Below are 21,612 nucleotides of genomic sequence, written 5' to 3'. Positions count from 1 at the left end.
ACAGCTCGACCGATGTCAGGTCTCGGATCTCGCGATCAAGACCGGACTGTGCGTAGTCTCAGTAGGCGCGCGCGAAGTCGCCCTCTTGCTTGATGTCGGTGAACACCGGAAAGCGAGCCTTCCACGGGGTTCCCTTGGCCGTCGTCAGATCGTTGAGACGCTCGCGCACGGCGAGGCCATCCTTTCAGCGCAGCCGTCGCTGCCGAAAACGCCATGGCCTCGCGCACATCAAGGCCGACGCCGATCGCAAGCGCATAGGCGCCGTGAAAGACGTCGCCCGCGCCGGTGGTGTCGACGACGTCGACGGCAAAGGCGGCCTGCCGATGCAGGCGGCCGCTCTCACGCCAGTCGCGGGCGGGAACAGCCGATCGATGACATGCCGAGCGCCACTCAAATTGGAATCTGGACCCGCCGCACCGGCGGAGGAAAGTAGATGTCAGTGGACCAGTTCAGATGCAGCCAACAAGAGCGCGCCAGACCCGTAGAGCTGGGTGTCCGCGATCTGAACGGCGTCCGGCCTGTCGCCAATCTGCTGCACACGGCCGAGCCGGCCGTTGACCGTCGCCGATGCCAGAGCCCGCCAGCCTTGTTCAATCACTGGACTAAACCGCCTTGCGTCAAGAAATCCCATCCGCACCCCGGCGGCCAGGCCGTAGGTCAGCAATCCAGTGCAACTGGACTCCGGAGTGCCGACCTCGGGCGGAGCGAGCAACGACGTGGACCAGAAGCCATCCGGGCGCTGCAGGCTCGCTACGCGATCTGCGATCTCGACGAACAGGTTGACGTATTTCTCGCGTAGCGGGTCGCCGGGACGAAGCTCTCGTAGGATGTTGGCAAGCCCAGCGAGTACCCAGCCGTTACCTCGGCCCCAGAATATCTTTTCGCCATGCGCGCCAGTTTTCCCGATGAAGCGGCTGTCGCGGTAGAACAGGCGCTCCTGGCTATCGAATAGGAAGTCTTTCGTGGCCCAGAATTCCCTGTCGGCATAGTCACGGAAGCGCTGGTCCTTCTGGATGCGCGCAATGCCGAACCAGGTCGCCGGCCCCATGAAGATGGCGTCAGACCAGCACCATCGCTGCAGGCACTTTGCGTTGTCGAATTCGAGCGAGACCTGTGGCGGGTGCTGCAGGATGTATTCCAGCCGCTGCACGGTCGGCTCGATCATGCGTCGATCGCCGAAATGATCATAGGCGGCAATGTAGACCTGCCCGATGGCATGATCGTCCGCAAGGTAGATCGGGGGCGCCCAGTCGCTGTTGCCGATCTGCCAATCGGTGCGCTCTCCAAGCTCTCGGATCACGTCGAAGTACTTCATCTGACCTGGTGTCGCGGCCCATCTTGCGAGACCGATATAGAAGGCGGCGCGTGTCCAATCTGTCTCAGCCGCCTGGGGTACTTCATGAAAGTGCGACATTTGCCAGCTCGCGACTTGCTGGGCGGTAGTGCGCACGGTTTCCGGCGCAACTGAAGCAGTGAGCAGGATGGCCATCAGTGCAACTGCCTTCATGCTCCCGCTCCTGACGTTCCTAACTACTGACTATCATCGGCCCATCGGCGGATCGTACCGCGGCGCGACGGCACAGCGCTATCGTAACAGTAACATCGCTTTTAGCCCTTTGCAGCAGTGGGACGGCTTGCGAAAATCCGGTTTGCGCTACGAGACGCGCATGGCGACGACTGGTCGGCGCCGATTACTTTCGTCGGCGCCGTGTTCGTTTTAGGGGACCCAAGTTCGATTTGGTGAGCCGCTTCGCATTCGCTGCGACGCGCCGTCGATACCGACGAACTATTTCATCTCCCGAAGCTCCAGACATCAACCTTGTGCCGGCTTCGACGGCCGCATCGATCTTTTCGCTAATCATACGTTCGGCTTCGCGCCGGGCCCCGCTGCCACCCAACATCAGCTTCATCAGCCGCAGCGCAATCACATGATTGGCCTCAACCGCCAGCATCGTCAAAGAATTGAACCTTCGCCGCCCCCTCAATCTCCGCATTACCAACTCCCCTACTGGACCATTGACCCACGGAGAACTCGCGCGACCTCCATTGGGCCCCGATGGCGGCGCCGCGGTGGCTACCCAGTATATGCGCCGTGCTTAAGAGAACAAACGTTCCGGTGCCCCAACGCGGCCGGAAATGGGCACAAGATGGCCGCTGGCGCTCCTCCTTCCAAATGTCACCACATGACTGCCACGCGAAGAACAAAGCCCAACCGCGAATCCAGCGCAAAGATGGCGGAGGCTTGCAGCTTAGTTGATATTTGAGATCCGGAGCGATTCCAATGTTGAGTGCGGATGGGAATAAACCGGTCGGAAAATCCAGCCAGCGCAAGGGGAAGACAGGACAGCAGCGCAAGAAGGTCGAGCCGAGCAAGGAAGCCCGCGCACGACAAATTCCCGAGCGGGCGCCTGTGGCGGTCCAACTGGAGGACGCCCAGGAACAAATCAGTGAACAAATCAATGAAGCTGAGCAGATCAGCGAGGAGGTCCAGTTCAGCGAGCCGATCAGCGCACCGGTCGCGTCGATCGAAAGCGCTTCGGTTGAGGCTTCCGCGACTGATACCGTCCACGCCCTCCCCACCGTAGCGGCCGAGCCCGTCGCCGTCAGCGTTGCAACGATCGCCGATGCCTACAGCGACTACACCAGGAAATCGCTGAACCAGACCTTGTCCTTCCTGGAGAAGCTCGCGGCCGTCCGCTCGCTCGACAAGGTGTTCGAACTTCAGACGGAATTCGCGAAGCAGGCTTTCGAGACTTTCATCGCCGAGTCGCAGAAAATCAGCAAACTCCACGGCGAATTGGCCAGGCAGAGAGTCTTGGGCTTCGAAGGGTTCGTCGCCAGGATCACCCAAACCACACTGGAGCTGCGCGCAACGCGCCACTAACAAAGTTCTAATGGCTGATCATCCAGGGGCGCGCGGTCGGAAAGCCCTTGGCGCCGGTCTTGCTCTTGGTCACCAAGCGCGCCGGCTTCTTGCCGGAGCAGCAGCCGCAGCCGGGGCCGTGTGAGGCCTTGTACTGGTCGAGCGTCTTCGGCGCGTGCGCGCTGCGCTCATTGGTGGCGTGGGCCTTGCGCTTATCGGAGGGCATGCAGAAGAAGCTCGGGGCGGTCAGGATGACGCGCGGCGATTCCGCTTCGCATTGCGGGCAGTCTTGCGGCAGGTCGCATTCGGACATCGGCCGCATGTCCTTGAACGGGCCGCACTCGTTGCAGAGATATTCGTAGACGGGCATTTTGTTTCCTTGCGCGGTCGGACTGACGTTGCGCGGCGGATGCGGGGCGGCAAATACGCGTCGTCCCGCATCCATCGTGCAGGGAGCTACTTGTCCGGCGAGATCGGCATCTGGATGTCGCCCGTGATGTGCTTGATCGGACCGGCCGACGACGGCATCACGTCGAAATCGAAGATCTCCGTCGGCAGCCACAGCGTGGCGCAGGCATTGGGCACATCGACCACGCCTGAGATATGGCCCTGGCACGGCGCAGTGCCGAGGATCGAATAGGCCTGCGCGCCGGAGTAGCCGAACTTCTTCAGATACTCGATCGCGTTGAGGCAGGCCTGGCGATAGGCGATGTGGACATCGAGGTAATGCTGTTTGCCGGCCTCGTCGACCGAGATGCCTTCGAAGATCAGGAAGTCCTTGTAGTTCGGCGTGATCGGCGACGGCTTGAAGATCGGGTTCTTGATGCCGTACTTCGCGACGCCGTCCTTGATGATTTCGACCTTGATGTGCAGCCAGCCGGCCATCTCGATCGCGCCGCAGAAGGTGATCTCACCGTCTCCCTGGCTGAAGTGCAGGTCACCCATCGAGAGGCCGCCGCCGGGCACATAGACCGGGAAGTAGATCTTCGAGCCGCGCGAGAGGTCCTTGATGTCGCAATTGCCGCCATGTTCGCGTGGCGGCACGGTGCGTGCACCTTCCGCGCCGATCTTGGCCTTCACGTCGCCCTTGGCACGGCCGCCATGCGCGGTCGGACCAAACGGCGGATTGGCGAGTCCGGGCACGCGGGTCGGGTTGGTCGCGATCAACTCGGCCTCGCGCGCGTTCCAGGTCGCGAGCATCTTCGGGTCCGGCAGGCAGCCGATCAGGCCGGGATGGATCAGGCCGGCGAAATTGACGCCGGGCACGTGGCGCGAGGAGGTGTAGAGACCCTTGATGTCCCAGATCGATTTCTGCGCCAGCGGGAAATGATCGGTGAGGAAGCCGCCGCCGTTCTGCTTGGAGAAGAAGCCGTTGAAGCCCCACAGGCTCTCCTTCAGCGGGCCGACGTCGAGCAGATCGACCACCAGGAGGTCGCCGGGCTCGGCGCCCTTGACGCCGATCGGACCGGACAGGAAGTGCACGATCGAGAGATCGATGTCGCGCACGTCGTCGGCGGAATCGTTGTTCTTGATGAAGCCGCCGGTCCAGTCATAGGTCTCGATGATGAAGTCATCGCCGGGATTAACCCATGCCACGATCGGAATGTCCGGGTGCCAGCGGTTATGCACCATGTCGTTGTCGTAAGCCGATTTGGTGAGATCGACCTTGATGAGTGTCTCTGGCATTAAAAGCTCCCCTTCTTACTTGCCTTGGTTAAACGGACAGATATTTCGAGATCTGGACGGCATCGACTGCATCGCGCGGATCGTCACGGACGATTTCGCCGTTCTCGATCACCAGCACGCGGTCGGCGATGTCGAGGGCAAAGCTCAGCACCTGCTCGGAGACGACGATCGAGAGGCCACGCTCGTCGCGGATGCGCTTTAGGGTGCGCGCCATCTCCTTGATGATCGAGGGCTGGATGCCTTCAGTCGGCTCGTCCAGCAGCAGCACTTTCGGCTTGGTGGCGAGCGCGCGGGCGATCGCGAGCTGCTGCTGCTGACCGCCGGACAGATTGCCGCCGCGGCGGTTCTTCATCTCGAGCAGCACCGGGAACAGCTCGTAGATGTCGCCTGGCACCTCGGACTCACCGTGCACGACGAGGCCGGTCTCGATGTTCTCCTTCACCGTCATGGTGGAGAAGATCATGCGGCCCTGCGGGACATAGGCAAGCCCCTTCGCCACCCGCTCATAGCTTTCGAGCTTGTTGAGCTCGGTGCCGTCCATGGTCACCGAACCGCTCTTGGCCGGCAGAATGCCCATCAGCGACTTCATCAGCGTGGTCTTGCCCATGCCGTTACGGCCCATGATCGCCACGATCTCGTTGGGCGCGACCGAGACGTTGAGGCCGTGCAGCACCTCGCTCTGGCCGTACGCAACGTGAAGATCGGAGATTGCCAGCATGATCGCCTCCTAGAGCCGGATGCTTTTCTTCACCTCTCCCGTAGGGAGAGGTCGGCGCGTAGCGCCGGGTGAGGGAATCAGGTCCCACGAGAGCGCGAGCCCCCTCACCCGGATCGCATCTTTCGATGCGATCCGACCTCTCCCCGCTGGGGAGAGGTCGACGGTGCGCGTGGCGGCGGCTATGCGAAACGTCATGCTCAATGTCCGAGATAGACTTCGATGACCTTCGGATCGTTCTTGACGTGCTCCATCGTTCCCTCGGACAGGATCTGTCCCTGGTGCAGCACGGTGACCTTGTGGGCGATGTCCTCGACGAACTTCATGTCGTGCTCGATGACGAGCACGGAGCGGCCCTTGATGATGCGGTTGAGCAGTTCGGCGGTCTTGGCGCGCTCGGATACGCTCATGCCGGCGACAGGCTCGTCCAGCATCAGGAGGTCCGGATCCTGGATCAGCAGCATGCCGATCTCCAGCCATTGCTTCTGGCCGTGACTCAACTCGTCGGCGTAGGTGTCGAGGCGGTCCTTCAGGAAGATCATCTCGGCGACTTCCTCGACGCGCTGTTTCACGGTGGCGTCGCGCTGGAAGGTGAGCGAGCCGAAGACGGTGCGGCCGCGCGGGAAGGAGATTTCGAGGTTCTCGAACACGGTGAGGTCCTCGAACACCGACGGCGTCTGGAACTTGCGGCCGACGCCGGCCTGCACGATCTCGTTCTCGCGCAGTTTCGTCAGCTCCTTGCCGCGAAACTGGATCGAGCCTGACGTGGCTTTGGTCTTGCCGCAAATCAGGTCGAGCACGGTGGTCTTGCCGGCCCCGTTGGGGCCGATGATGACGCGGATCTCGTTGTCCTCGACATAGAAGGAGAGATCGTTGACTGCCTTGAAGCCGTCGAAGGAAACGGTGAGCCCGGAGACAGCGAGCAGGAAATCCTTGGGCTGATGACCGATGAGCATGACCACTCCTCACTCCGCCGGTGCGCCGTCGGCGACTGGGAAGCCGTTGCCGGGTTTTGATTTCCGCGAGGCCAGCAGGCGGTCGATATGCCGCTGGACATAGTCCTGCCAGATGCCTGAGAGCCCGTTCGGGAACGCCAGCACCACTGCGATGAACAACGCGCCGAGGCCAAACAGCCAGAGCTGCGGGAAGGATTCCGACAGGCTGGTCTTGGCAAAGTTCACCAGCAGCGAACCCCAGACCGCGCCGAAGATCGACATCCGGCCTCCAACGGCGGTGTAGATCACCATCTCGATCGACGGCACGATGCCGACGAAAGACGGCGACATGAAACCGACTTCGAGCGTGAACATCGCGCCGCCGATCGCGGCGAAGATCGCGGCGGCGCAGAAGGCAAAGATCTTGAAATTGGCGACGCTGTAGCCGGAGAAGCGGACGCGGTCCTCTTGCTCGCGCATCGCCACCAGGATGCGGCCAAGCTTCGTCAGGCGGATGAACTGTGCGGCTATGATGCAGGCGAACAGCAGCACGACCTCGATGAAGTAGAGGATGAACTTGGCATGGTCGGTGCGAATGTCCCAGCCGTGTAAGGTGCGCAGGTCGGTGATGCCGTTGATGCCGCCGGTGTAGCCCTGCTGTCCGACGATCAGGATGGTCATGATCGCGGCGATCGCCTGGGTGATGATCGCGAAATAGACGCCGCCGACGCGCCGCTTGAACATCGCCGCGCCGATGATGAAGGCAAAGATGCCGGGTACCAGGATGATCGCGATCAGCGTGATCGGGAAGCTGTGGAACGGCTTCCAGAAGAAGGGGAGCTGCGTGAGCTGATTCCAATCCATGAAATCGGGAATGCCCTGTGTCGACTGGATCTTGGTGTTCTCGACGCTGGAGGCCTCGAGCTTCAGGTACATCGCCATGCAGTAGCCACCGAGGCCGAAGAACACGCCCTGCCCCAGGCTCAAAATGCCGCCATAGCCCCAGCACAGCACGAGGCCAATTCCGACGAAGGCGTAGGTGAGATATTTAGCGACCAGGTTGAGACGGAAGATATCCAGCGACAGCGGCAGGATGACGAAGAGGAGTAGCGCGAGCGCGACGAAGCCGATCAGCTCGGAGCGATTGAAAAAGCGCGAGTTGATGATCATGACCTGAGCCTGCTTGTTCTTATTTGCGGACCTTGAGTGCAAACAGTCCCTGCGGCCGCATCATCAGGATCGCGACGATCGCCAACAGGGTGAGCACCTTCGCCATCGAGCCCGACAGGAAGAACTCCATGGTCGACTGCGCCTGCGAGATGGTGAAGGCGGACGCGATGGTGCCGACCAGCGAGGCCGCTCCGCCGAACACGACGACGAGGAAAGTGTCGACGATGTAGAGCTGGCCGGCGGTCGGTCCCGTGGAGCCGATCATGGTGAAGGCCGAGCCCGCGATGCCGGCGATGCCGCAGCCGAGGCCAAAAGTGTAGCGGTCGACCTTCTCGGTGTTGATGCCGACGGCGCCGGCCATCACGCGGTTCTGCACGACGGCGCGGACCTGACGTCCCCAACGCGACCAGAACAGCACATAGGCGACCACGATGGTGATCAGGACGGTCAGCCCCATCACGAACATGCCGTTGATCGGAATCTGGATCGCGTCGGTCGCCTGCCAGGAACCCATCATCCACTCCGGCAGTTCGACGCCGACCTCGCGGGCGCCGAACACCGAGCGATAGGCCTGCTGCAGGATCAGGCTCAGACCCCAGGTCGCAAGCAGCGTATCCAGCGGGCGCTTGTAGAGATGGCGTATCAGCGCCCATTCGACGAGCATGCCGAGCGCCCCTGAGGCGACGAACGCCAATGACATCGCGACGAAGAAATAGCCGGGAAACAGCGCGGGCAGATATTGCTGGAAGGCGCTCGACGTCATCCAGGTGACGTAGGCGCCGAGGATCATGAACTCGCCATGGGCCATGTTGATGACGCCCATCTGGCCGAAGATGATGGCGAGCCCCAGCGCCATCAGCACGTAGACCGAGAACAGGATCAGTCCGGCAAAGCCTTGCATCGCGAAGATGGCGCCGAGATCGCTGAGCGAATAGTCACCGAACATGATCCGTCCTCTGCATGGGTCAGGCCTGCGCCCGCGCTTGGCGCGTGCGTTGGCGATCGCGTGGGCCGACCGGCCCACGCCGCTTGCGAGTTGAGAGAAGCGCTCAGCCGAGGCGCGTTCTCACTGATAGCCCTTCGGGAACGGGTCGGGCTCGACGAGATCGGCGGTCTCGTAGATCAATTCATACTGGCCGTCCGCCTTGGCGCGGCCGACGCGCGTCTTCGACCAGAGGTGATGGTTCTCGTGGATACGGACATAGCCTTCCGGCGCGCCCTTGAACTCGACGCCCGGCGAGGCCGCCGCGACCTTGTCGATGTCGAAGCTGCCGGCCTTCTCCACCGTCAGCTTCCACAACCACGGGCCGAGATAGGCAGCCTGGGTGACGTCACCGATCACCGTTTTCTCGCCCCACATCTTCTTGAAGGCAGAGACGAAGGCCTTGTTGTTGGGATTGTCGAGCGACTGGAAATACTTCATGCAGGCATAGGCGCCTGCGATGTTTTCACCGCCGATGCCGTCGATCTCGTCTTCGGTCACCGATATCGTCAGCAGCGTCTGCTTGGAGAGGTCGATGCCGGCCGCTTTGAGCTGCTTGTAGAAAGCGACGTTGGAGCCGCCGACGATGATGGCGTAGATCACGTCCGGCTTGGTCAATTTGATCTTGTTGATGACCGAGTTGAACTGAGTGTGGCCGAGCGGGAAGTATTCCTCGCCGACCACCTTGGCGCCCTGCAAATGGCCTTCGATGTGCTTGCGCGCGATCTTGTTGGAGGTGCGCGGCCAGATGTAGTCGGAGCCGAGCAGATAGAACGTCTTGGCGCCCTTGGTCTTGTTGACCCAGTCGAGGCCCGCGATGATCTGCTGGGTAGCTTCCTGGCCGGTGTAGATCACGTTCTTGGACTGCTCGAGGCCTTCATAGAAGGTCGGGTAGTAGAGCATGCCATTATACTGCTCGAACACCGGCAGCACCGCCTTGCGCGAGGCCGAGGTCCAGCAGCCCATCACGGCGGCGCATTTGTCGTTGACGAGGAGCTTCTTCGCCTTCTCGGCGAAGGTCGGCCAGTCGCTGGCGCCGTCCTCCTGGATGAACTTGATCTTGCGGCCGAGCACGCCCCCGGCGGCATTGATCTGCTCGATTGCCAGTTTTTCCGCTTCGACCGATCCGGTCTCCGAGATCGCCATGGTGCCGGTGACGGAGTGCAGGATGCCGACGGTCACTTCGCTATCGGTGACGGCAAGGCCAGTGGTATTGACCGCGGACGTTGCCGGACCCTCTGCGAACGAGGCGCGCGGAAGCATCGAGATGGCCGGCAGCGCCGCCATTCCCATCAGTAGCTTGCGCCGAAGCGGCGACTTCAGGCCCGGTTTCTTTTCGTCTGACATGAGCACCCCAGTGGTTCGAGAACGCGCTTAATGGTCAGGCGAGGATTGCCCAGATTTGTGCAGCGCACTGATACGCAAGATTGCGTATACTGCACCGCAAAATAGCGACGTAGGTTCTGGTACGGGATTTGCGAGCAGGACGGGCGGGACTACCGGGCGGGACCGACGTCGGCTCAGGAGGTGGGGAATTGGCAGGGCGGCAGCGGATAGACCGCGTCAGGCGCCAGTATAATCAGTGGGTTGCCAACCAGACGCTGGAGGATTATGCGCTGCGCTTCACCGCAAAGAGCGCGCGCCGCTGGTCCGCCGGCCGTGTTGCCAACACTGCGTTAGGTGCGATCTCATTCCTGGCGCTGGAAGCGATTGGCGGCACCATCACGCTGAACTATGGCGCGATGAACGCGACCGCGGCCATCCTCGTGGTCAGCGCCATCATCTTCTGCTGCGGACTGCCGATCGCCTATAACGCCGCCAAGTTCGGCATCGACATCGATCTCTTAACCCGCGGCGCCGGCTTCGGCTATATCGGCTCGACCATCACCTCGCTGATCTACGCCTCCTTCACCTTCATCTTCTTTGCGATCGAGGCAGTGATCCTGGCGACCGCGCTCGAAATGTGTTTCGGCATCCCGCGGCCGATCGGCTATGTCATCAGCGCAGTCGTGATCATCCCGCTGGTGGTCTACGGCATCACCCTGATCAGCCGCTTCCAGTTGTGGACGCAGCCGATCTGGATCGTGCTGCATATCCTGCCCTTTGCCGCGATCGCCTACGCCCATCCGCGCTCGTTCATCGAATGGCGCAATTTTTCCGGCGAGCATGGCAACCCATCCGGCCAGCTCGACCTCTTGCTGTTCGGCACTGCGGCCTCCGTGGTGTTCTCGCTGGTGGCGCAGATCGGCGAACAGGTCGACTTCCTCCGCTTCCTGCCACGCGACCGGCGCACGTCGCGGCGGGCGTGGTGGATCGCGCTGCTCAGCGCAGGGCCCGGCTGGATCGTCCTCGGCGCCCTGAAGCTGCTGGCCGGATCGTTCCTCGCCTTCTTCGCGCTGAGTCACGGCGTCTCCTATGAGCACGCCGCCGAGCCCGCCAACATGTACCTGGAGGCCTATCGCTACGTGCTGTCGCAGCCGGATCTGGCGCTGGCGCTGACGGGAACGTTTGTGATCCTGTCGCAGGTCAAGATCAACGTGACCAACGCCTATGCCGGCTCGATCGCCTGGTCGAATTTCTTTTCCCGCCTCACCCACAGCCATCCCGGCCGCGTGGTCTGGCTGGTCTTCAACGTGGTCGTTGCGCTGCTGTTGATGGAGATCGGCGTCTACAAGGCGCTGGAGCAGACACTCGCGCTCTATTCCAATGTCGCGATCGCCTGGGTCGGTGCGCTCGTTGCTGACCTCGTCATCAACAAGCCGCTGGGCCTGCGGCCGCAGCACATCGAGTTCAAGCGCGCGCATCTCTGCGACATCAACCCGGTCGGCGTCGGCGCGATGCTGATTGCGACCATCGTCTCGATCAGCGCCTTCTACGGCGTGTTCGGGCCAACGGCAAAGGCGCTGTCCGCCTTCGTCGCGCTGGCGGTGGCGTTTATCGTTGCGCCGCTGATCGCCTGGGCTACCGACGGCAAATACTACATCGCGCGCAAGCCGAAACGGAGCTGGCAGAACCTCGAGCAGATCCAGTGCTGCATCTGCGAGCATTCGTTCGAGCCCGAAGACATGGCCGCCTGCCCCGCCTATGCCGGCCCGATCTGCTCCTTGTGCTGCTCGCTCGACGCGCGCTGCCATGACCTGTGCAAGCCGCATGCGCGCATCCAGTCGCAGGTGTCGGAGACATTGGGCAAATTGCTGCCGCAGCCGATCTATGCCCGCATCAATTCGCAGCTCGGGCATTATCTCGGCGTGTTCGCGGTCTCGGCGGGCCTTGTCGGGCTGGTGCTCGGGCTGATCTACCTGCAGACCTCGGCCACCGTGCAAGCCGGCAACCTGTTGTCGGACGTGCTGTGGAAAGTGTTCTTTGCGCTGATCATCATCATCGGCGTGGTGGCTTGGCTGTTCGTGCTGGCGCAGCAGAGCCGGCGCGCGGCGGAGGAAGAGACCCGACGGCAGACCGCGCTGCTGATCCAGGAGATCGATGCCCACAAGCGAACCGACGCCGAACTGCAGCGCGCCAAGGAAGTCGCCGAGTCCGCCAACCTCGCCAAGAGCCGCTATGTCGTCGGCCTGAGCCACGAATTGCGCTCGCCGCTGAACGCGATCTCCGGCTATGCGCAACTGCTGGAGCAGGACAATACCCTGCAGACGCGGCCGCGCGAACAGGTCCGCGTGGTCCGTCGCAGCGCCGACCATCTCTCCGGCTTGATCGACGGCATCCTCGACATCTCCAAGATCGAGGCCGGCCGGCTTTATCTCTCGCGCGACGAGGTCCGGCTGAACGATTTCCTCGACCAGCTCGTCGGCATGTTCCGTCTGCAGGCAGCCGCGAAAGGCATCGATTTCGTGTTCAAGCGGCCGGCGGTGCTGCCGGTCGTGGTCTATGCCGACGAGAAGCGGCTGCGGCAAATCCTGATCAACCTGCTGTCGAACGCGATCAAGTTCACGCAAACCGGCCACGTGCAGTTCGTCGTGCACTACCGCAGCCCGGTCGCCGAGTTCGAGGTGATCGACACCGGCCCGGGCATCCAGCCTGACGATCTCGAGCGCATCTTCGCGCCGTTCGAACGTGGCGCGCTCGGCGTCTCGCAGCCGCAGACCGGCACCGGTCTCGGGCTCACCATCAGCCGGCTGCTGGCGGGCGTGATGGGCGGCGACATCAAGGTGACCAGCACCGTCGGCGCCGGCAGCACCTTCCGCGTCAAGATATTGCTGTCGGAAGTGACAAACCCGCGGCGCAGCGCGCCGACCGATGCGCCGGTCTATGGCTATCATGGCCCGCGCAAGACCGTCCTGATCACTGACGACGATCCGACCCACCGCGATCTCTTGCGCGAAGTGCTGGCGCCGCTCGGCTTCATCCTGCTCAGCGCGCCCGATGGTCCCGGGTGCCTCGCGCTAGCGCAGCATTGCCGGCCCGACCTGTTCCTGCTCGACATCTCCATGCCCGGCATGGACGGCTGGACTGTTGCCGAGGCGCTGCGCTCGGCCGGCCATCACCAGGCACGCATCCTGATGATCTCGGCGAGCGCGCTGGAAGCGCATGGCGCCCCGCTCGCGCAACCATTCCACGACGGCTACCTGATGAAGCCGATCGATATCCCGCGCCTGTTAGAGACCATCCGCCTGCTGCTCAAGCTCGACTGGCAGCACGATGCCGACGAGGTGCCCGTGCCGCAGTGGCAGCCGGAGAGCGGCTCGCGGCCGCCGGTGAAATATATCGAGGAACTGATCGGCCTCGGGCAATTGGGCTATATCCGCGCGATCCAGCTGAAACTCGACGAGATCGGCACTGAACATCCCGAGCATACCGATTTCGTCTCGCAGATGCGCTCATTGGTCGATCGCTTCGACCTCGATCAGTACATGGCGACCCTGAAGGCGCTGCACAGCTATGACCACTGAAACCAAGAAGCGCGACATCGCGCTCGTCGTCGACGACTCCCCGGAGACGCTGCGGCTCCTGACCGACGCGCTCGACGGCGCCGGCATGACCGTGATGGTGGCGCTCGACGGCGCCTCCGCGATGCGGATCGTCGACCAGATCACGCCCGACATCGTGCTGCTCGACGCCGTCATGCCCGGCATGGATGGTTTCGAGACCTGCCGCCGGCTGAAGCGCGATGCCGGGCTCGACCATGTGCCGATCATCTTCATGACAGGTCTCGCCGAGACCGAGCACATCGTGCGCGGATTGGAAGCCGGCGGTGTCGATTACGTGACCAAGCCGATCGTGGTGCAGGAAATGCTGGCGCGCATCCGCGTCCACCTCGCCAATGCGAGACTGACGCAGAGCGCCCGCGCTGCGCTCGACGTCTCCGGCCGCTATCTGCTCGCGGTCAACGGCCACGGCAAGATCTTGTGGGCGACGCCACAGGCGCAAAGGCTGCTGTCGGACACGCTGGCGGAGGACGGCGACGACCTCGCGCTGCCCGATCCGATCCCGCAATGGCTTGAGCAGACGCAGAAGGGAAAGGCTGCAGCGAAGACCACGACCATGGCCTCGTTTCCAGCCAACGAGCAATTGCGGCTGCAATATATGGGCAAGCTTGGCGTCAACGAATTCCTGCTGCGGCTGGCGAAGGACACCAGCGCCGACATGCCCGCGGAATTCTCCAGCGAGCTCGGCCTCACCACGCGCGAGGGCGAGGTGCTGTCATGGCTCTCCAAGGGCAAGACCAACCGCGACATCGCGCAAATCCTGGGGCTCAGCCCGCGCACAGTCGACAAGCATCTGGAGCAGATCTATTCCAAACTCGGGGTGGAGAACCGCACCGCGGCCGCGGCGATCGCGGTGAATGCGAGGAACAGGAAGTCCTGAGGCGTTCGCGCCGTGGTGCAGCGCTCCTCCTTTCCGTCATGCCCGGACTTGTCCCGCGCATCCACGTTCTTTGGTGCAGCTCGGAAGAGCGCGGATGGCCGGGATAAGCCCGGCCATGACGGCGTGGCTACATTTCCCATCTTCTTCAGCCGAGCACGCTGATATCCGCCACCAGCACCGTGCCCGTCGCGGACTCCGTGATGTAGAGCCGGTCGCGGTTCTCGCCGCCAATGGCGACGTTGGTGACGGCATTCCCTGCGCAGGACTTGATACGCGCGATCAGCTCGCCTGACGGTGCGAACACGAAGACGTGGCCGAGCGAGACATGGGCGACGAACAGCCGGCCGGCTTTATCCATTGTGATCCCATCCGGACCGCCGGGGCCGAACATCGAGCAGAAACGGCCGACCTTCGACACGCTGCCGTCCTTCATGAACGGCGCGCGCCACACCGCGTTGTCACGGGTCATGGCAACGAACAACACGGCCTCCTGCGGATCGAGCACCAATCCGTTGGGGCTGATGCCGGTGTTGATCAGGCAATCGAGCTGCCCGCTCGCGCGCAGACGATAAACCCGGCCGCTCGGATCGTGCAGCCCGGTCTGGCCCTGGTCGGTGAAATAGATGTCGCCGTTGGAGGCGATGTGCAGATCGTTGCAGCCGCGGAAGGATTCCGAATTGCGCGAGGTCAGTACCGGAAGCATCCGCCCTGCCCGCGCGTCGAGCTCCATGATGCCGTGCCGGTAATCGGCGACGAGGATGCGGCCTTTGGAATCGATCTTCAGACCGTTGGGCCATCCCTGATATTCGACGGCCAGCGACCATTTCTTATTTGGCGAAATTTTGAAGATGCGGCCGAAGGGGATGTCGACAATGTAGAGATTGCCGTCGGCGTCGAAGGACGGCCCTTCGATAAAGCAATCGGTTGGCTGACCCGGGCGGTTGGCATCGGCCCACTCGGTTGACTGCTTGCGGCGGAATTCGTCCGGCATGGCGGAGAAGATCGTGGTCTCGATCAATTTCGGCGGCGTTTCCAGGTACAGCATTTCTTGGTTCACCCGTTAGCGGAACGGACGGCACCATAGAGGACATCCTTGACACAGTCGACCGCCTCTCCGCCGTCATTGCGAGGAGCGTAGCGACGAAGCAATCCATCTCCCCCCGCATGGAGAGATGGATTGCTTCGCTCGCAATGACGTGGGGAGAGATCTAGTTGGCAGCAGCCAACGGAGGCTGCTCAGAATCTCGCGCTCCCGTCTGCGCAATCAGCCGCTTCAATTCCGGAATACAAGACCCGCAATTGGTGCCGGCCTTGAGTTGCGCGCCGATCTCCGCAGGAGAGCCCGCGCCGGCGGCGATTGTGTCGCAGATCGTGGCGCGGCCGACGCCGAAGCAGGCGCAGACGATCGGACCGGCGTTGGCGAGACCGTCCGCCGATTTGCCTGACAGCAACATGCGACGCTGCGCATCGCTGAGTGCATCGGCAGCAAACAAGCCTTTCACCACATTCCAGTCGCCGGCATCATCGGCGGGACCGAGGAACAGGCAGGTTTCGATGCGGCCGGCGTTGAAGGAGGCGCCGCGGTAGATGCCGCCGCCGAAATCCTTGTATTCGGCAAGATCGCCTTCGGTGTTCATCCTGAGCCAGAGCTGCCAGCCGAGCAGGTCGGCATTATCAGCGAACAGATAGCCGTGACCGCCATTGACCGCGACGCGCGCGACCCAGGCATGAACAGGCAATTGCAGCGGTTGGCGCGACAGCGCAAAGCCGCGGAACACATATTCGTAAGGAGCGATCGAAGCCGGCGTCGCCTTGTTCTCGGGCTGGCCGGAGAACGGATCGGTGAACGGCGCGACCAGCGAGCCGACGCGGGCGCCGGTCGCGGTGGCCTCGCTCCAGTGGATCGGCGCGAACAGCATGCCGCGCTGCTGGCGCTCGCTGACGACGACGCGGAGCGTGCATTGTCCGTAATCGGTGGTGACGCGGGCAAAGCTGCCGTCGGTGACGCCGTAGCGCAGCGCATCGTCCGGGTGGACCTCCACGAACGGCTCGGGAAGATGCTGGCCGAGCCTCGGGCTCGCGCCGGTGCGCGTCATCGTGTGCCACTGGTCGCGGATGCGGCCGGTGTTGAGCCGCAGCGGCCGCGCCGGCGTCGTCTCGGTCCGCAGCGCCGGAATCTCCGGCGCGACGAAGCGCGCCTTGCGGTCGTTGGCGAAGAAGCCGCCTTCCGCAAAGAAGCGCGGCTGCGGCGGCGCATCCTGCCGCATCGGCCATTGCACCGGCGCCATCGCGTCAAAGGCCTCGTCCGACAGCGATGTCAGCGCACCGATATCGAAATCCCTGTTGCCGTTGTTCTCGAATGCCGAGAGCGCCGCGTGCTCGCGGAAAATATCGGCCGCGGACTTGAAGTCGAAGGCGGCACCAAAACCGAGGCGCCTTGCGACCTCGCAAAGGATCCACCAGTCCGGCTGCGCTTCGCAGGGAGATTCCAGGAACGCGCGCTGGCGCGAGATGCGGCGCTCGGAATTGGTCACCGTGCCGGATTTCTCGCCCCAAGCCTGCGCGGGCAACAACACATGCGCGCCCACATCGACAGTGTCGTTGGAGCGAACATTCTCCGACACCACGAACAGTTCGAGCTTCCGCAATGCCTCACGCGCGGCATCGGCATCCGGCAGCGATACTGCCGGGTTGGTGCCGATCACCCACAACGCCTTGATCTCGCCGCGCCCGATTGCCTCGAACATCTGCACCGCCTTCAACCCCTCATGGGTGGCGATGCGCGGCGCCTTCCAGAACCGGCGGACGCGGTCGATATCCGGCGGCGTGAAGACCATATGGGCGGCAAGCTGGTTGGCGAGCCCACCAACTTCGCGCCCGCCCATCGCGTTCGGCTGGCCCGTCAGCGAGAACGGCGACGCGCCGATCTTGCCGATGCGACCCGTGGCGAGATGGCAGTTGAGGATGGCGTTGACCTTATCGGTGCCCTGCGCCGACTGGTTGACGCCTTGGGAATACAAGGTCACCACGCGCGGCGTGCTGGCAAACATCTTGAAGAACGTCGCAACGTCCTGCTCGGAGAGGCCGGTGGCGAGCGCGGTCGCGCCGACACTGCCGGCCATGCCGCGGGCGCGCGCCAGCGCCTCGTCGAAGCCGCTGGTGTTGCGGTCGATATAGGCGTGATCGAGCGCGCCGCTGTCTGCGAGATGCACCAGCAGGCCGCAGAACAGCGCGGTGTCGGTGCCGGGCTTCAGGCCGAGGAAGAGATCGGCATCTTCCGATGTATCGGTGCGGCGTGGATCGATCACCACGATGCGCGCGCCGCGCTGCTGCTTGTTGGCGAGCATGCGCTGGAACAGCACCGGATGGCACCAGGCGGCGTTGGAGCCGACCAGCACCAGGAGGTCGGCCTGCTCGAGATCCTCGTAACAGCCGGGCACGGTGTCGGCGCCGAAGGCGCGGCGATGGCCGGCCACGGAGGACGACATGCACAGCCGCGAATTGGTGTCGACATTGGCGCTGCCGATGAAACCCTTCATCAGCTTGTTGGCGACATAGTAATCTTCGGTCAGCAACTGCCCGGAGAGATAGAATGCGACGGCGCCGGGGCCATCGCGCGCGATGATGTGCTTGAAGCGATGCGCGACATGGTCGAGCGCGTCGCTCCAGGCGATGCGCTCCATCCCCTTGTCGCAGCGGATCATCGGATAGAGCAGCCGGTTGTCCAGCCCCAGCGTCTCGCCGAGGGCGGAGCCCTTCGAGCACAGGCGGCCGAAATTGGCGGGATGATCGGGATCGCCCGCGATCGCGGCGCCGCCCTTGCCGTCAGGCGTCGCCAGCACGCCGCAGCCGACGCCGCAATAGGCGCAGGTGGTCTTGACGGTGCGAAGCGCGGGATCGGCTGCGCTCATGCTGCCTCCGCCAGCGAACGGCCGAACATCATGTCGCCGCGGATCTTGGCAATCGGCCTCGCGCTGCGGATCAGGTCGAGATACCAGAGCGCATCTGACGTGTCGCCGATCAGAACCGCGCCGGTCAGGCGTCCGTCTGCAATCACGAGCTTCTTGTAGCTGCCGTGGTTAACGTCGCTGAACACGATGCTCTCGCTGCCCTCGGCGCCCATGAAATCGCCGGCGGAAAACACGCTGACACCGGACACTTTCAAATTGGTTGCCACGATGCTGCCGGCATAGGCGACATCCTGTCCGGCAAGATGCCGCGCCAGCACCCGCGCCTGCTCATAGGCCGGCTCGACGAGACCGTAGCAGATGCCGCGATGCTCGGCGCATTCGCCGATCGCGAACACGCCTTCGGCGCCGGTCTGTAAGCAATCGTCAACCACGATTCCACGATTGACGATAATGCCGGCTTCCTTTGCCAGCGCGATGTTCGGCCGGATGCCGGCGGCGAAGATCACCGCGTCGGCCTTGATCAATCGTCCGTCTGCAAGCTCGACACCTTCGACACGGTTCTCGCCGTGGATGCGCGCGGTGCTGGCCTCGAGCAGGATCTCGATGCCTTTCTGCTCGACCAGCGATTTCAGGAGCGCGCCCGCCGGTGCGTCGAGCTGGCGCTCCATCAATCGGTCCATCAGGTGCACCAGCGTCACTGGCGCCCCCGCTTTCGCCAGCCCATAGGCCGCCTCGAGCCCGAGTAGCCCGCCGCCGATCACGACCACGCGCGTCTTGCGCGCGGCGAGCGCGAGCAACAGGTCGACGTCGCGGCTATCGCGGAACGTATGCACGCCGGCGAGCTCGCCGCCGGGCACGTTGAGCCGCAGCGCCGATGAGCCGGTGGTCAGGACCAGCTTCGAGAAGGTGATGCTCTCTTCGCCTTCGATCTTCAATTCGCGGCGGCCGACATCGATCTCGGTGGCGATGCAGCCATATTTCAGCGTCACGCCGCGGTCGCGCCACCACGATGCCGGCTGCAGCTCGATATCCTCCGACGTGGTCTCGCCGGCAAGGACGGAAGACAACAGCACACGGTTATAGGCGAGCCGCGGCTCGCTGCCGATCACCGCGACGGCGTAGCGCCCGAGCGCCACCTTCGACAATTCGTGGACCAGGCGTGCGGCCGCCATCCCATTGCCGACAATGACCAGCGGTTCGCTCACGGCGCTTCCTCTATTCGGCAGCCTGCGTGCCGCCGTAGGCTTCCGAAATCATATAGCCGGACAGCGTGCCGTAGGCAGCGGTCCAGGCATCCGCGATCTCTGGCGTCCAGCCTTCGCCGAGGCCCTTTTCCAAGGTCCACAACAGCGCACCACCTACAACGGAATAGTGCTCCGCCTTGGTCCCGTAGCTCACATGCCGCTTGGCGAGCGCGCTTGCGGCGGGCAGCACGGATTGCAGATTGCTGAGCCCATTCACCACCACAGCCAGCACCGCCATCAGCTTCTTGCGCTGTTCGGTCATGTCGTCCGGAAACATCGCCCTCACCGTCGGTGCGACCTCGAACAGGCGATCATAGAAGAGGATCGCGGCCTGCTCGGAAATCGGCGCGACCTTCGAAAAACTCTCTTGCACGAGCTTGACTTGCTCCGGTGTCATGCTTTCTCTCCATCTCCACGCGTCGTGCGCGGGCTTGACCTACGCATCCATCCCAGAAAATCTTCCGCCTTCGATGGATTGCCACGTCATTTTTGCGAAGACGCGCTTCGCGCTCTAGCCCGGCAATAACGACTGCCGGCTACGCCGCTTCCACGAAGCGATGCCGCTCGTAAAGGAATTCGAGCACCCGCTGCCGGCACTTGAGGTAGCCGGAGTTGGTGGCAAGCTCGAGCCGCTTGCGCGGGCGCGCCAGCGGCACTTCCAGCACTTCACCGATCCGTGCGCTCGGGCCGTTGGTCATCATTACAATGCGGTCCGACAGCAGCACCGCCTCGTCGACGTCATGAGTGATCATCAAAATGGTGTTGCCGAGCTTCTGGTGCAGGGCCATCACGGAATCTTGCAGATGCGCGCGGGTCAGCGCATCGAGCGCGCCGAAGGGCTCGTCGAGCAAGAGCACCTTCGGCTCCATCGCGAGCGCCCGCGCAATGCCGACGCGCTGCTTCATGCCGCCTGAGATCTCGTTCGGCCGCTTGTCCTTGGCATGCGCCATCTGCACGAGGTTCAGATTGTGCATCACCCAGGCGTCGCGCTCGGCCCGCGTCTTGGTTTTGGAAAACACCTTGTCGACGCCGAGCTTGACGTTCTCATAGACCGTCAGCCACGGCAGCAGGCTGTGGTTCTGGAACACGACCGCGCGATCCGGGCCCGGCGAGTTGACCTCGCGGTTCTCGAGCAGCACGCCGCCATGGGTGGTACCGGTGAGCCCGGCCACGATGTTGAGCAGCGTGGACTTGCCGCAGCCGGAATGGCCGATGATCGAGACGTACTCGCCCTTCTCGATCGTCAGGTTGATGTCCTTCAACACTTCGGTGGTGACATTGCCGCGCGTGAAGATCTTGTCGATATGGTCGAGCTTCAGATAGGCCTGCATGACATGTCCCCTCAGTTCACGGCGGTGCCGCGGGTCACGATCTTCGCGACGCCCGCAATCAGGCGGTCGAGCACGAAGCCGATGATGCCGACATAGAACAGCGCCAGGATGATTTCGCTGATGTGCGAGGAATTCCAGGCGTCCCAGATGAAGAAGCCGATGCCGACGCCGCCGATCAGCATTTCGGCCGCGACGATGGCCAGCCAGGATAGGCCGATGCCGATACGAAGGCCGGTGAACATGTAGGGAGCAGCCGCCGGGATCATGATCTTGGCGAAGAACTCGAGCGGATTGAGCTGCACCACCGCGGCGACGTTGCGGTAATCCTGCGGGATATTGCGGATGCCGACGGCGGTGTTGATGATGATCGGCCACACCGAGGTGATGAAGATCACGAAGATCGCCGACGGATGGCCGTCGCGGAAGGCCGCAAGCGACAGCGGCAACCAGGCGAGCGGCGGGATGGTGCGCAGCACCTGGAACAAGGGATCAAGTCCGCGCATCGCCCAGACCGATTGACCGACCAGCGTGCCGAGCGCGACGCCGATGATTGCGGCAAGCGAATAGCCATAGGCGACGCGCTGCAGGCTCGCCGACAAATGCCAGAACAGGCCCTTGTCGATGCCGCCATGATCGAAGAACGGATCGAAGATCAGTTCCTTGGTATCGCTGAACACACGCGAGGGCGGCGGCAGCGTCGAGCCGGCGCGCCGGCAGATTAGCTCCCAAACCACGAGCAGGAACGCGACGACGATCAGCGGCGGCACCACGCGCACCGCGGCCTCCTTCGCCATCTTGGCGTATTTCTCGGACTGCGGCGCACGCTTCGGTGTCATGGTCACGACCGGCGCGGCCGTAACCGGAAGTGCCGTCGATACGGCGTCGGTTTTCAGTGCAGGCATAGACATCGAAAATCTCTCTCCGTGTTCAGGTGCCGGGCGACGCGCAGATGCGC

18 protein-coding genes and 1 pseudogene are annotated in these 21,612 nt (G+C 63.1%); 3 read left to right on the top strand and 16 right to left on the bottom strand.

What is annotated here, in order from left to right:
* Nucleotides 1-182: 182 nt before the first annotated feature.
* The 3 genes and pseudogenes from AC5ZG5_RS19050 to AC5ZG5_RS19040 form a co-directional block, all read right to left on the bottom strand.
* Nucleotides 183-347, bottom strand: a pseudogene (locus AC5ZG5_RS19050) (PfkB family carbohydrate kinase); the annotation flags it as partial.
* Between the two features lie 89 nt (nt 348-436).
* Nucleotides 437-1,507: a glycoside hydrolase family 88/105 protein gene (locus AC5ZG5_RS19045; protein ID WP_130222351.1), complete on the bottom strand. Its 1,071-nt coding sequence runs from the start codon at nt 1,505-1,507 to the stop codon at nt 437-439.
* Between the two features lie 184 nt (nt 1,508-1,691).
* On the bottom strand, nt 1,692-1,952 hold the full coding sequence (locus AC5ZG5_RS19040) for a hypothetical protein (RefSeq protein WP_456643526.1): 261 nt from the start codon (nt 1,950-1,952) through the stop codon (nt 1,692-1,694).
* Nucleotides 1,953-2,281: 329 nt separating this feature from the next.
* Here AC5ZG5_RS19040 and AC5ZG5_RS19035 point away from each other — a divergent pair, with 329 nt between their 5' ends.
* Nucleotides 2,282-2,884, top strand: a complete 603-nt coding sequence (locus AC5ZG5_RS19035) for a phasin family protein (RefSeq protein ID WP_456643500.1) — start codon at nt 2,282-2,284, stop codon at nt 2,882-2,884.
* Nucleotides 2,885-2,891: 7 nt separating this feature from the next.
* Here the strand turns inward: AC5ZG5_RS19035 and AC5ZG5_RS19030 are convergent, their stop codons facing one another.
* From AC5ZG5_RS19030 to urtA, 7 genes are all read right to left on the bottom strand, one after another.
* The gene (locus AC5ZG5_RS19030) at nt 2,892-3,233 is read right to left on the bottom strand and encodes an FmdB family zinc ribbon protein (protein WP_028163087.1); all 342 of its coding nucleotides are present in this window, start codon (nt 3,231-3,233) and stop codon (nt 2,892-2,894) included.
* An 86-nt stretch (nt 3,234-3,319) separates the two neighbouring features.
* On the bottom strand, nt 3,320-4,549 hold the full coding sequence (fmdA, locus tag AC5ZG5_RS19025; protein WP_130222345.1) for a formamidase: 1,230 nt from the start codon (nt 4,547-4,549) through the stop codon (nt 3,320-3,322).
* 28 nt (nt 4,550-4,577) lie between these two features.
* Nucleotides 4,578-5,267 carry an urea ABC transporter ATP-binding subunit UrtE gene (gene urtE, locus AC5ZG5_RS19020; protein ID WP_028163085.1) on the bottom strand — a complete coding sequence of 230 codons (690 nt, stop codon included), beginning with the start codon at nt 5,265-5,267 and terminating at the stop codon, nt 4,578-4,580.
* 197 nt (nt 5,268-5,464) lie between these two features.
* Entirely contained in the window at nt 5,465-6,220 is a 756-nt protein-coding gene (gene urtD / locus AC5ZG5_RS19015) for an urea ABC transporter ATP-binding protein UrtD (protein WP_130222341.1), read from the bottom strand.
* A 9-nt stretch (nt 6,221-6,229) separates the two neighbouring features.
* On the bottom strand, nt 6,230-7,369 hold the full coding sequence (urtC, locus tag AC5ZG5_RS19010) for an urea ABC transporter permease subunit UrtC (RefSeq protein WP_456643501.1): 1,140 nt from the start codon (nt 7,367-7,369) through the stop codon (nt 6,230-6,232).
* Between the two features lie 19 nt (nt 7,370-7,388).
* On the bottom strand, nt 7,389-8,315 hold the full coding sequence (gene urtB / locus AC5ZG5_RS19005; RefSeq protein WP_028163082.1) for an urea ABC transporter permease subunit UrtB: 927 nt from the start codon (nt 8,313-8,315) through the stop codon (nt 7,389-7,391).
* A gap of 120 nt (nt 8,316-8,435) precedes the next feature.
* Nucleotides 8,436-9,698, bottom strand: coding sequence for an urea ABC transporter substrate-binding protein (urtA, locus tag AC5ZG5_RS19000; protein WP_130222335.1), 1,263 nt, complete (start codon nt 9,696-9,698; stop codon nt 8,436-8,438).
* Between the two features lie 188 nt (nt 9,699-9,886).
* Here urtA and AC5ZG5_RS18995 point away from each other — a divergent pair, with 188 nt between their 5' ends.
* Nucleotides 9,887-13,255: a hybrid sensor histidine kinase/response regulator gene (locus tag AC5ZG5_RS18995; protein WP_456643502.1), complete on the top strand. Its 3,369-nt coding sequence runs from the start codon at nt 9,887-9,889 to the stop codon at nt 13,253-13,255.
* Nucleotides 13,245-14,171 carry a response regulator gene (locus AC5ZG5_RS18990; protein ID WP_456643503.1) on the top strand — a complete coding sequence of 309 codons (927 nt, stop codon included), beginning with the start codon at nt 13,245-13,247 and terminating at the stop codon, nt 14,169-14,171. The genes AC5ZG5_RS18995 and AC5ZG5_RS18990 overlap by 11 nt, the downstream gene beginning before the upstream one ends.
* A gap of 145 nt (nt 14,172-14,316) precedes the next feature.
* On the opposite strand, the gene AC5ZG5_RS18985 is transcribed toward AC5ZG5_RS18990, so the two are convergent.
* The 6 genes from AC5ZG5_RS18985 to ntrB form a co-directional block, all read right to left on the bottom strand.
* Nucleotides 14,317-15,216 (bottom strand): SMP-30/gluconolactonase/LRE family protein, encoded by a 900-nt coding sequence (locus AC5ZG5_RS18985; protein WP_207230888.1) that lies wholly within the window; start codon nt 15,214-15,216, stop codon nt 14,317-14,319.
* Between the two features lie 163 nt (nt 15,217-15,379).
* Nucleotides 15,380-18,082 carry a nitrate reductase gene (locus AC5ZG5_RS18980; protein ID WP_456643504.1) on the bottom strand — a complete coding sequence of 901 codons (2,703 nt, stop codon included), beginning with the start codon at nt 18,080-18,082 and terminating at the stop codon, nt 15,380-15,382.
* Entirely contained in the window at nt 18,079-19,287 is a 1,209-nt protein-coding gene (locus tag AC5ZG5_RS18975) for an NAD(P)/FAD-dependent oxidoreductase (RefSeq protein ID WP_456643505.1), read from the bottom strand. The genes AC5ZG5_RS18980 and AC5ZG5_RS18975 overlap by 4 nt, the downstream gene beginning before the upstream one ends.
* A 10-nt stretch (nt 19,288-19,297) precedes the next feature.
* Entirely contained in the window at nt 19,298-19,723 is a 426-nt protein-coding gene (locus tag AC5ZG5_RS18970) for a globin family protein (RefSeq protein WP_456643506.1), read from the bottom strand.
* Nucleotides 19,724-19,862: 139 nt separating this feature from the next.
* Nucleotides 19,863-20,657, bottom strand: coding sequence for an ABC transporter ATP-binding protein (locus AC5ZG5_RS18965; protein WP_456643507.1), 795 nt, complete (start codon nt 20,655-20,657; stop codon nt 19,863-19,865).
* Nucleotides 20,658-20,668: 11 nt separating this feature from the next.
* On the bottom strand, nt 20,669-21,565 hold the full coding sequence (ntrB, locus tag AC5ZG5_RS18960; RefSeq protein ID WP_456643508.1) for a nitrate ABC transporter permease: 897 nt from the start codon (nt 21,563-21,565) through the stop codon (nt 20,669-20,671).
* Between the last annotated feature and the right edge of the window lie 47 nt (nt 21,566-21,612).

Source organism: Bradyrhizobium sp. Ses1 (assembly GCF_059512365.1).
The sequence above is the reverse complement of the archived record's forward strand: the minus strand, read 5'-3'. Positions and strand labels throughout refer to the sequence as shown.

Coding starts and splice junctions, on each gene's coding strand:
- AC5ZG5_RS18965 (WP_456643507.1), bottom strand. CDS start 20,657: ATGCAGGCCTATCTGAAGCTCGACCATATCGACAAGATCTTCACGCGC.
- AC5ZG5_RS19045 (WP_130222351.1), bottom strand. CDS start 1,507: ATGAAGGCAGTTGCACTGATGGCCATCCTGCTCACTGCTTCAGTTGCG.
- fmdA (WP_130222345.1), bottom strand. CDS start 4,549: ATGCCAGAGACACTCATCAAGGTCGATCTCACCAAATCGGCTTACGAC.
- urtB (WP_028163082.1), bottom strand. CDS start 8,315: ATGTTCGGTGACTATTCGCTCAGCGATCTCGGCGCCATCTTCGCGATG.
- AC5ZG5_RS19035 (WP_456643500.1), top strand. CDS start 2,282: ATGTTGAGTGCGGATGGGAATAAACCGGTCGGAAAATCCAGCCAGCGC.
- urtA (WP_130222335.1), bottom strand. CDS start 9,698: ATGTCAGACGAAAAGAAACCGGGCCTGAAGTCGCCGCTTCGGCGCAAG.
- AC5ZG5_RS18970 (WP_456643506.1), bottom strand. CDS start 19,723: ATGACACCGGAGCAAGTCAAGCTCGTGCAAGAGAGTTTTTCGAAGGTC.
- urtE (WP_028163085.1), bottom strand. CDS start 5,267: ATGCTGGCAATCTCCGATCTTCACGTTGCGTACGGCCAGAGCGAGGTG.
- urtD (WP_130222341.1), bottom strand. CDS start 6,220: ATGCTCATCGGTCATCAGCCCAAGGATTTCCTGCTCGCTGTCTCCGGG.
- AC5ZG5_RS18985 (WP_207230888.1), bottom strand. CDS start 15,216: ATGCTGTACCTGGAAACGCCGCCGAAATTGATCGAGACCACGATCTTC.
- AC5ZG5_RS19030 (WP_028163087.1), bottom strand. CDS start 3,233: ATGCCCGTCTACGAATATCTCTGCAACGAGTGCGGCCCGTTCAAGGAC.
- AC5ZG5_RS18980 (WP_456643504.1), bottom strand. CDS start 18,082: ATGAGCGCAGCCGATCCCGCGCTTCGCACCGTCAAGACCACCTGCGCC.
- ntrB (WP_456643508.1), bottom strand. CDS start 21,565: ATGTCTATGCCTGCACTGAAAACCGACGCCGTATCGACGGCACTTCCG.
- urtC (WP_456643501.1), bottom strand. CDS start 7,369: ATGATCATCAACTCGCGCTTTTTCAATCGCTCCGAGCTGATCGGCTTC.
- AC5ZG5_RS18990 (WP_456643503.1), top strand. CDS start 13,245: ATGACCACTGAAACCAAGAAGCGCGACATCGCGCTCGTCGTCGACGAC.
- AC5ZG5_RS19040 (WP_456643526.1), bottom strand. CDS start 1,952: ATGCTGGCGGTTGAGGCCAATCATGTGATTGCGCTGCGGCTGATGAAG.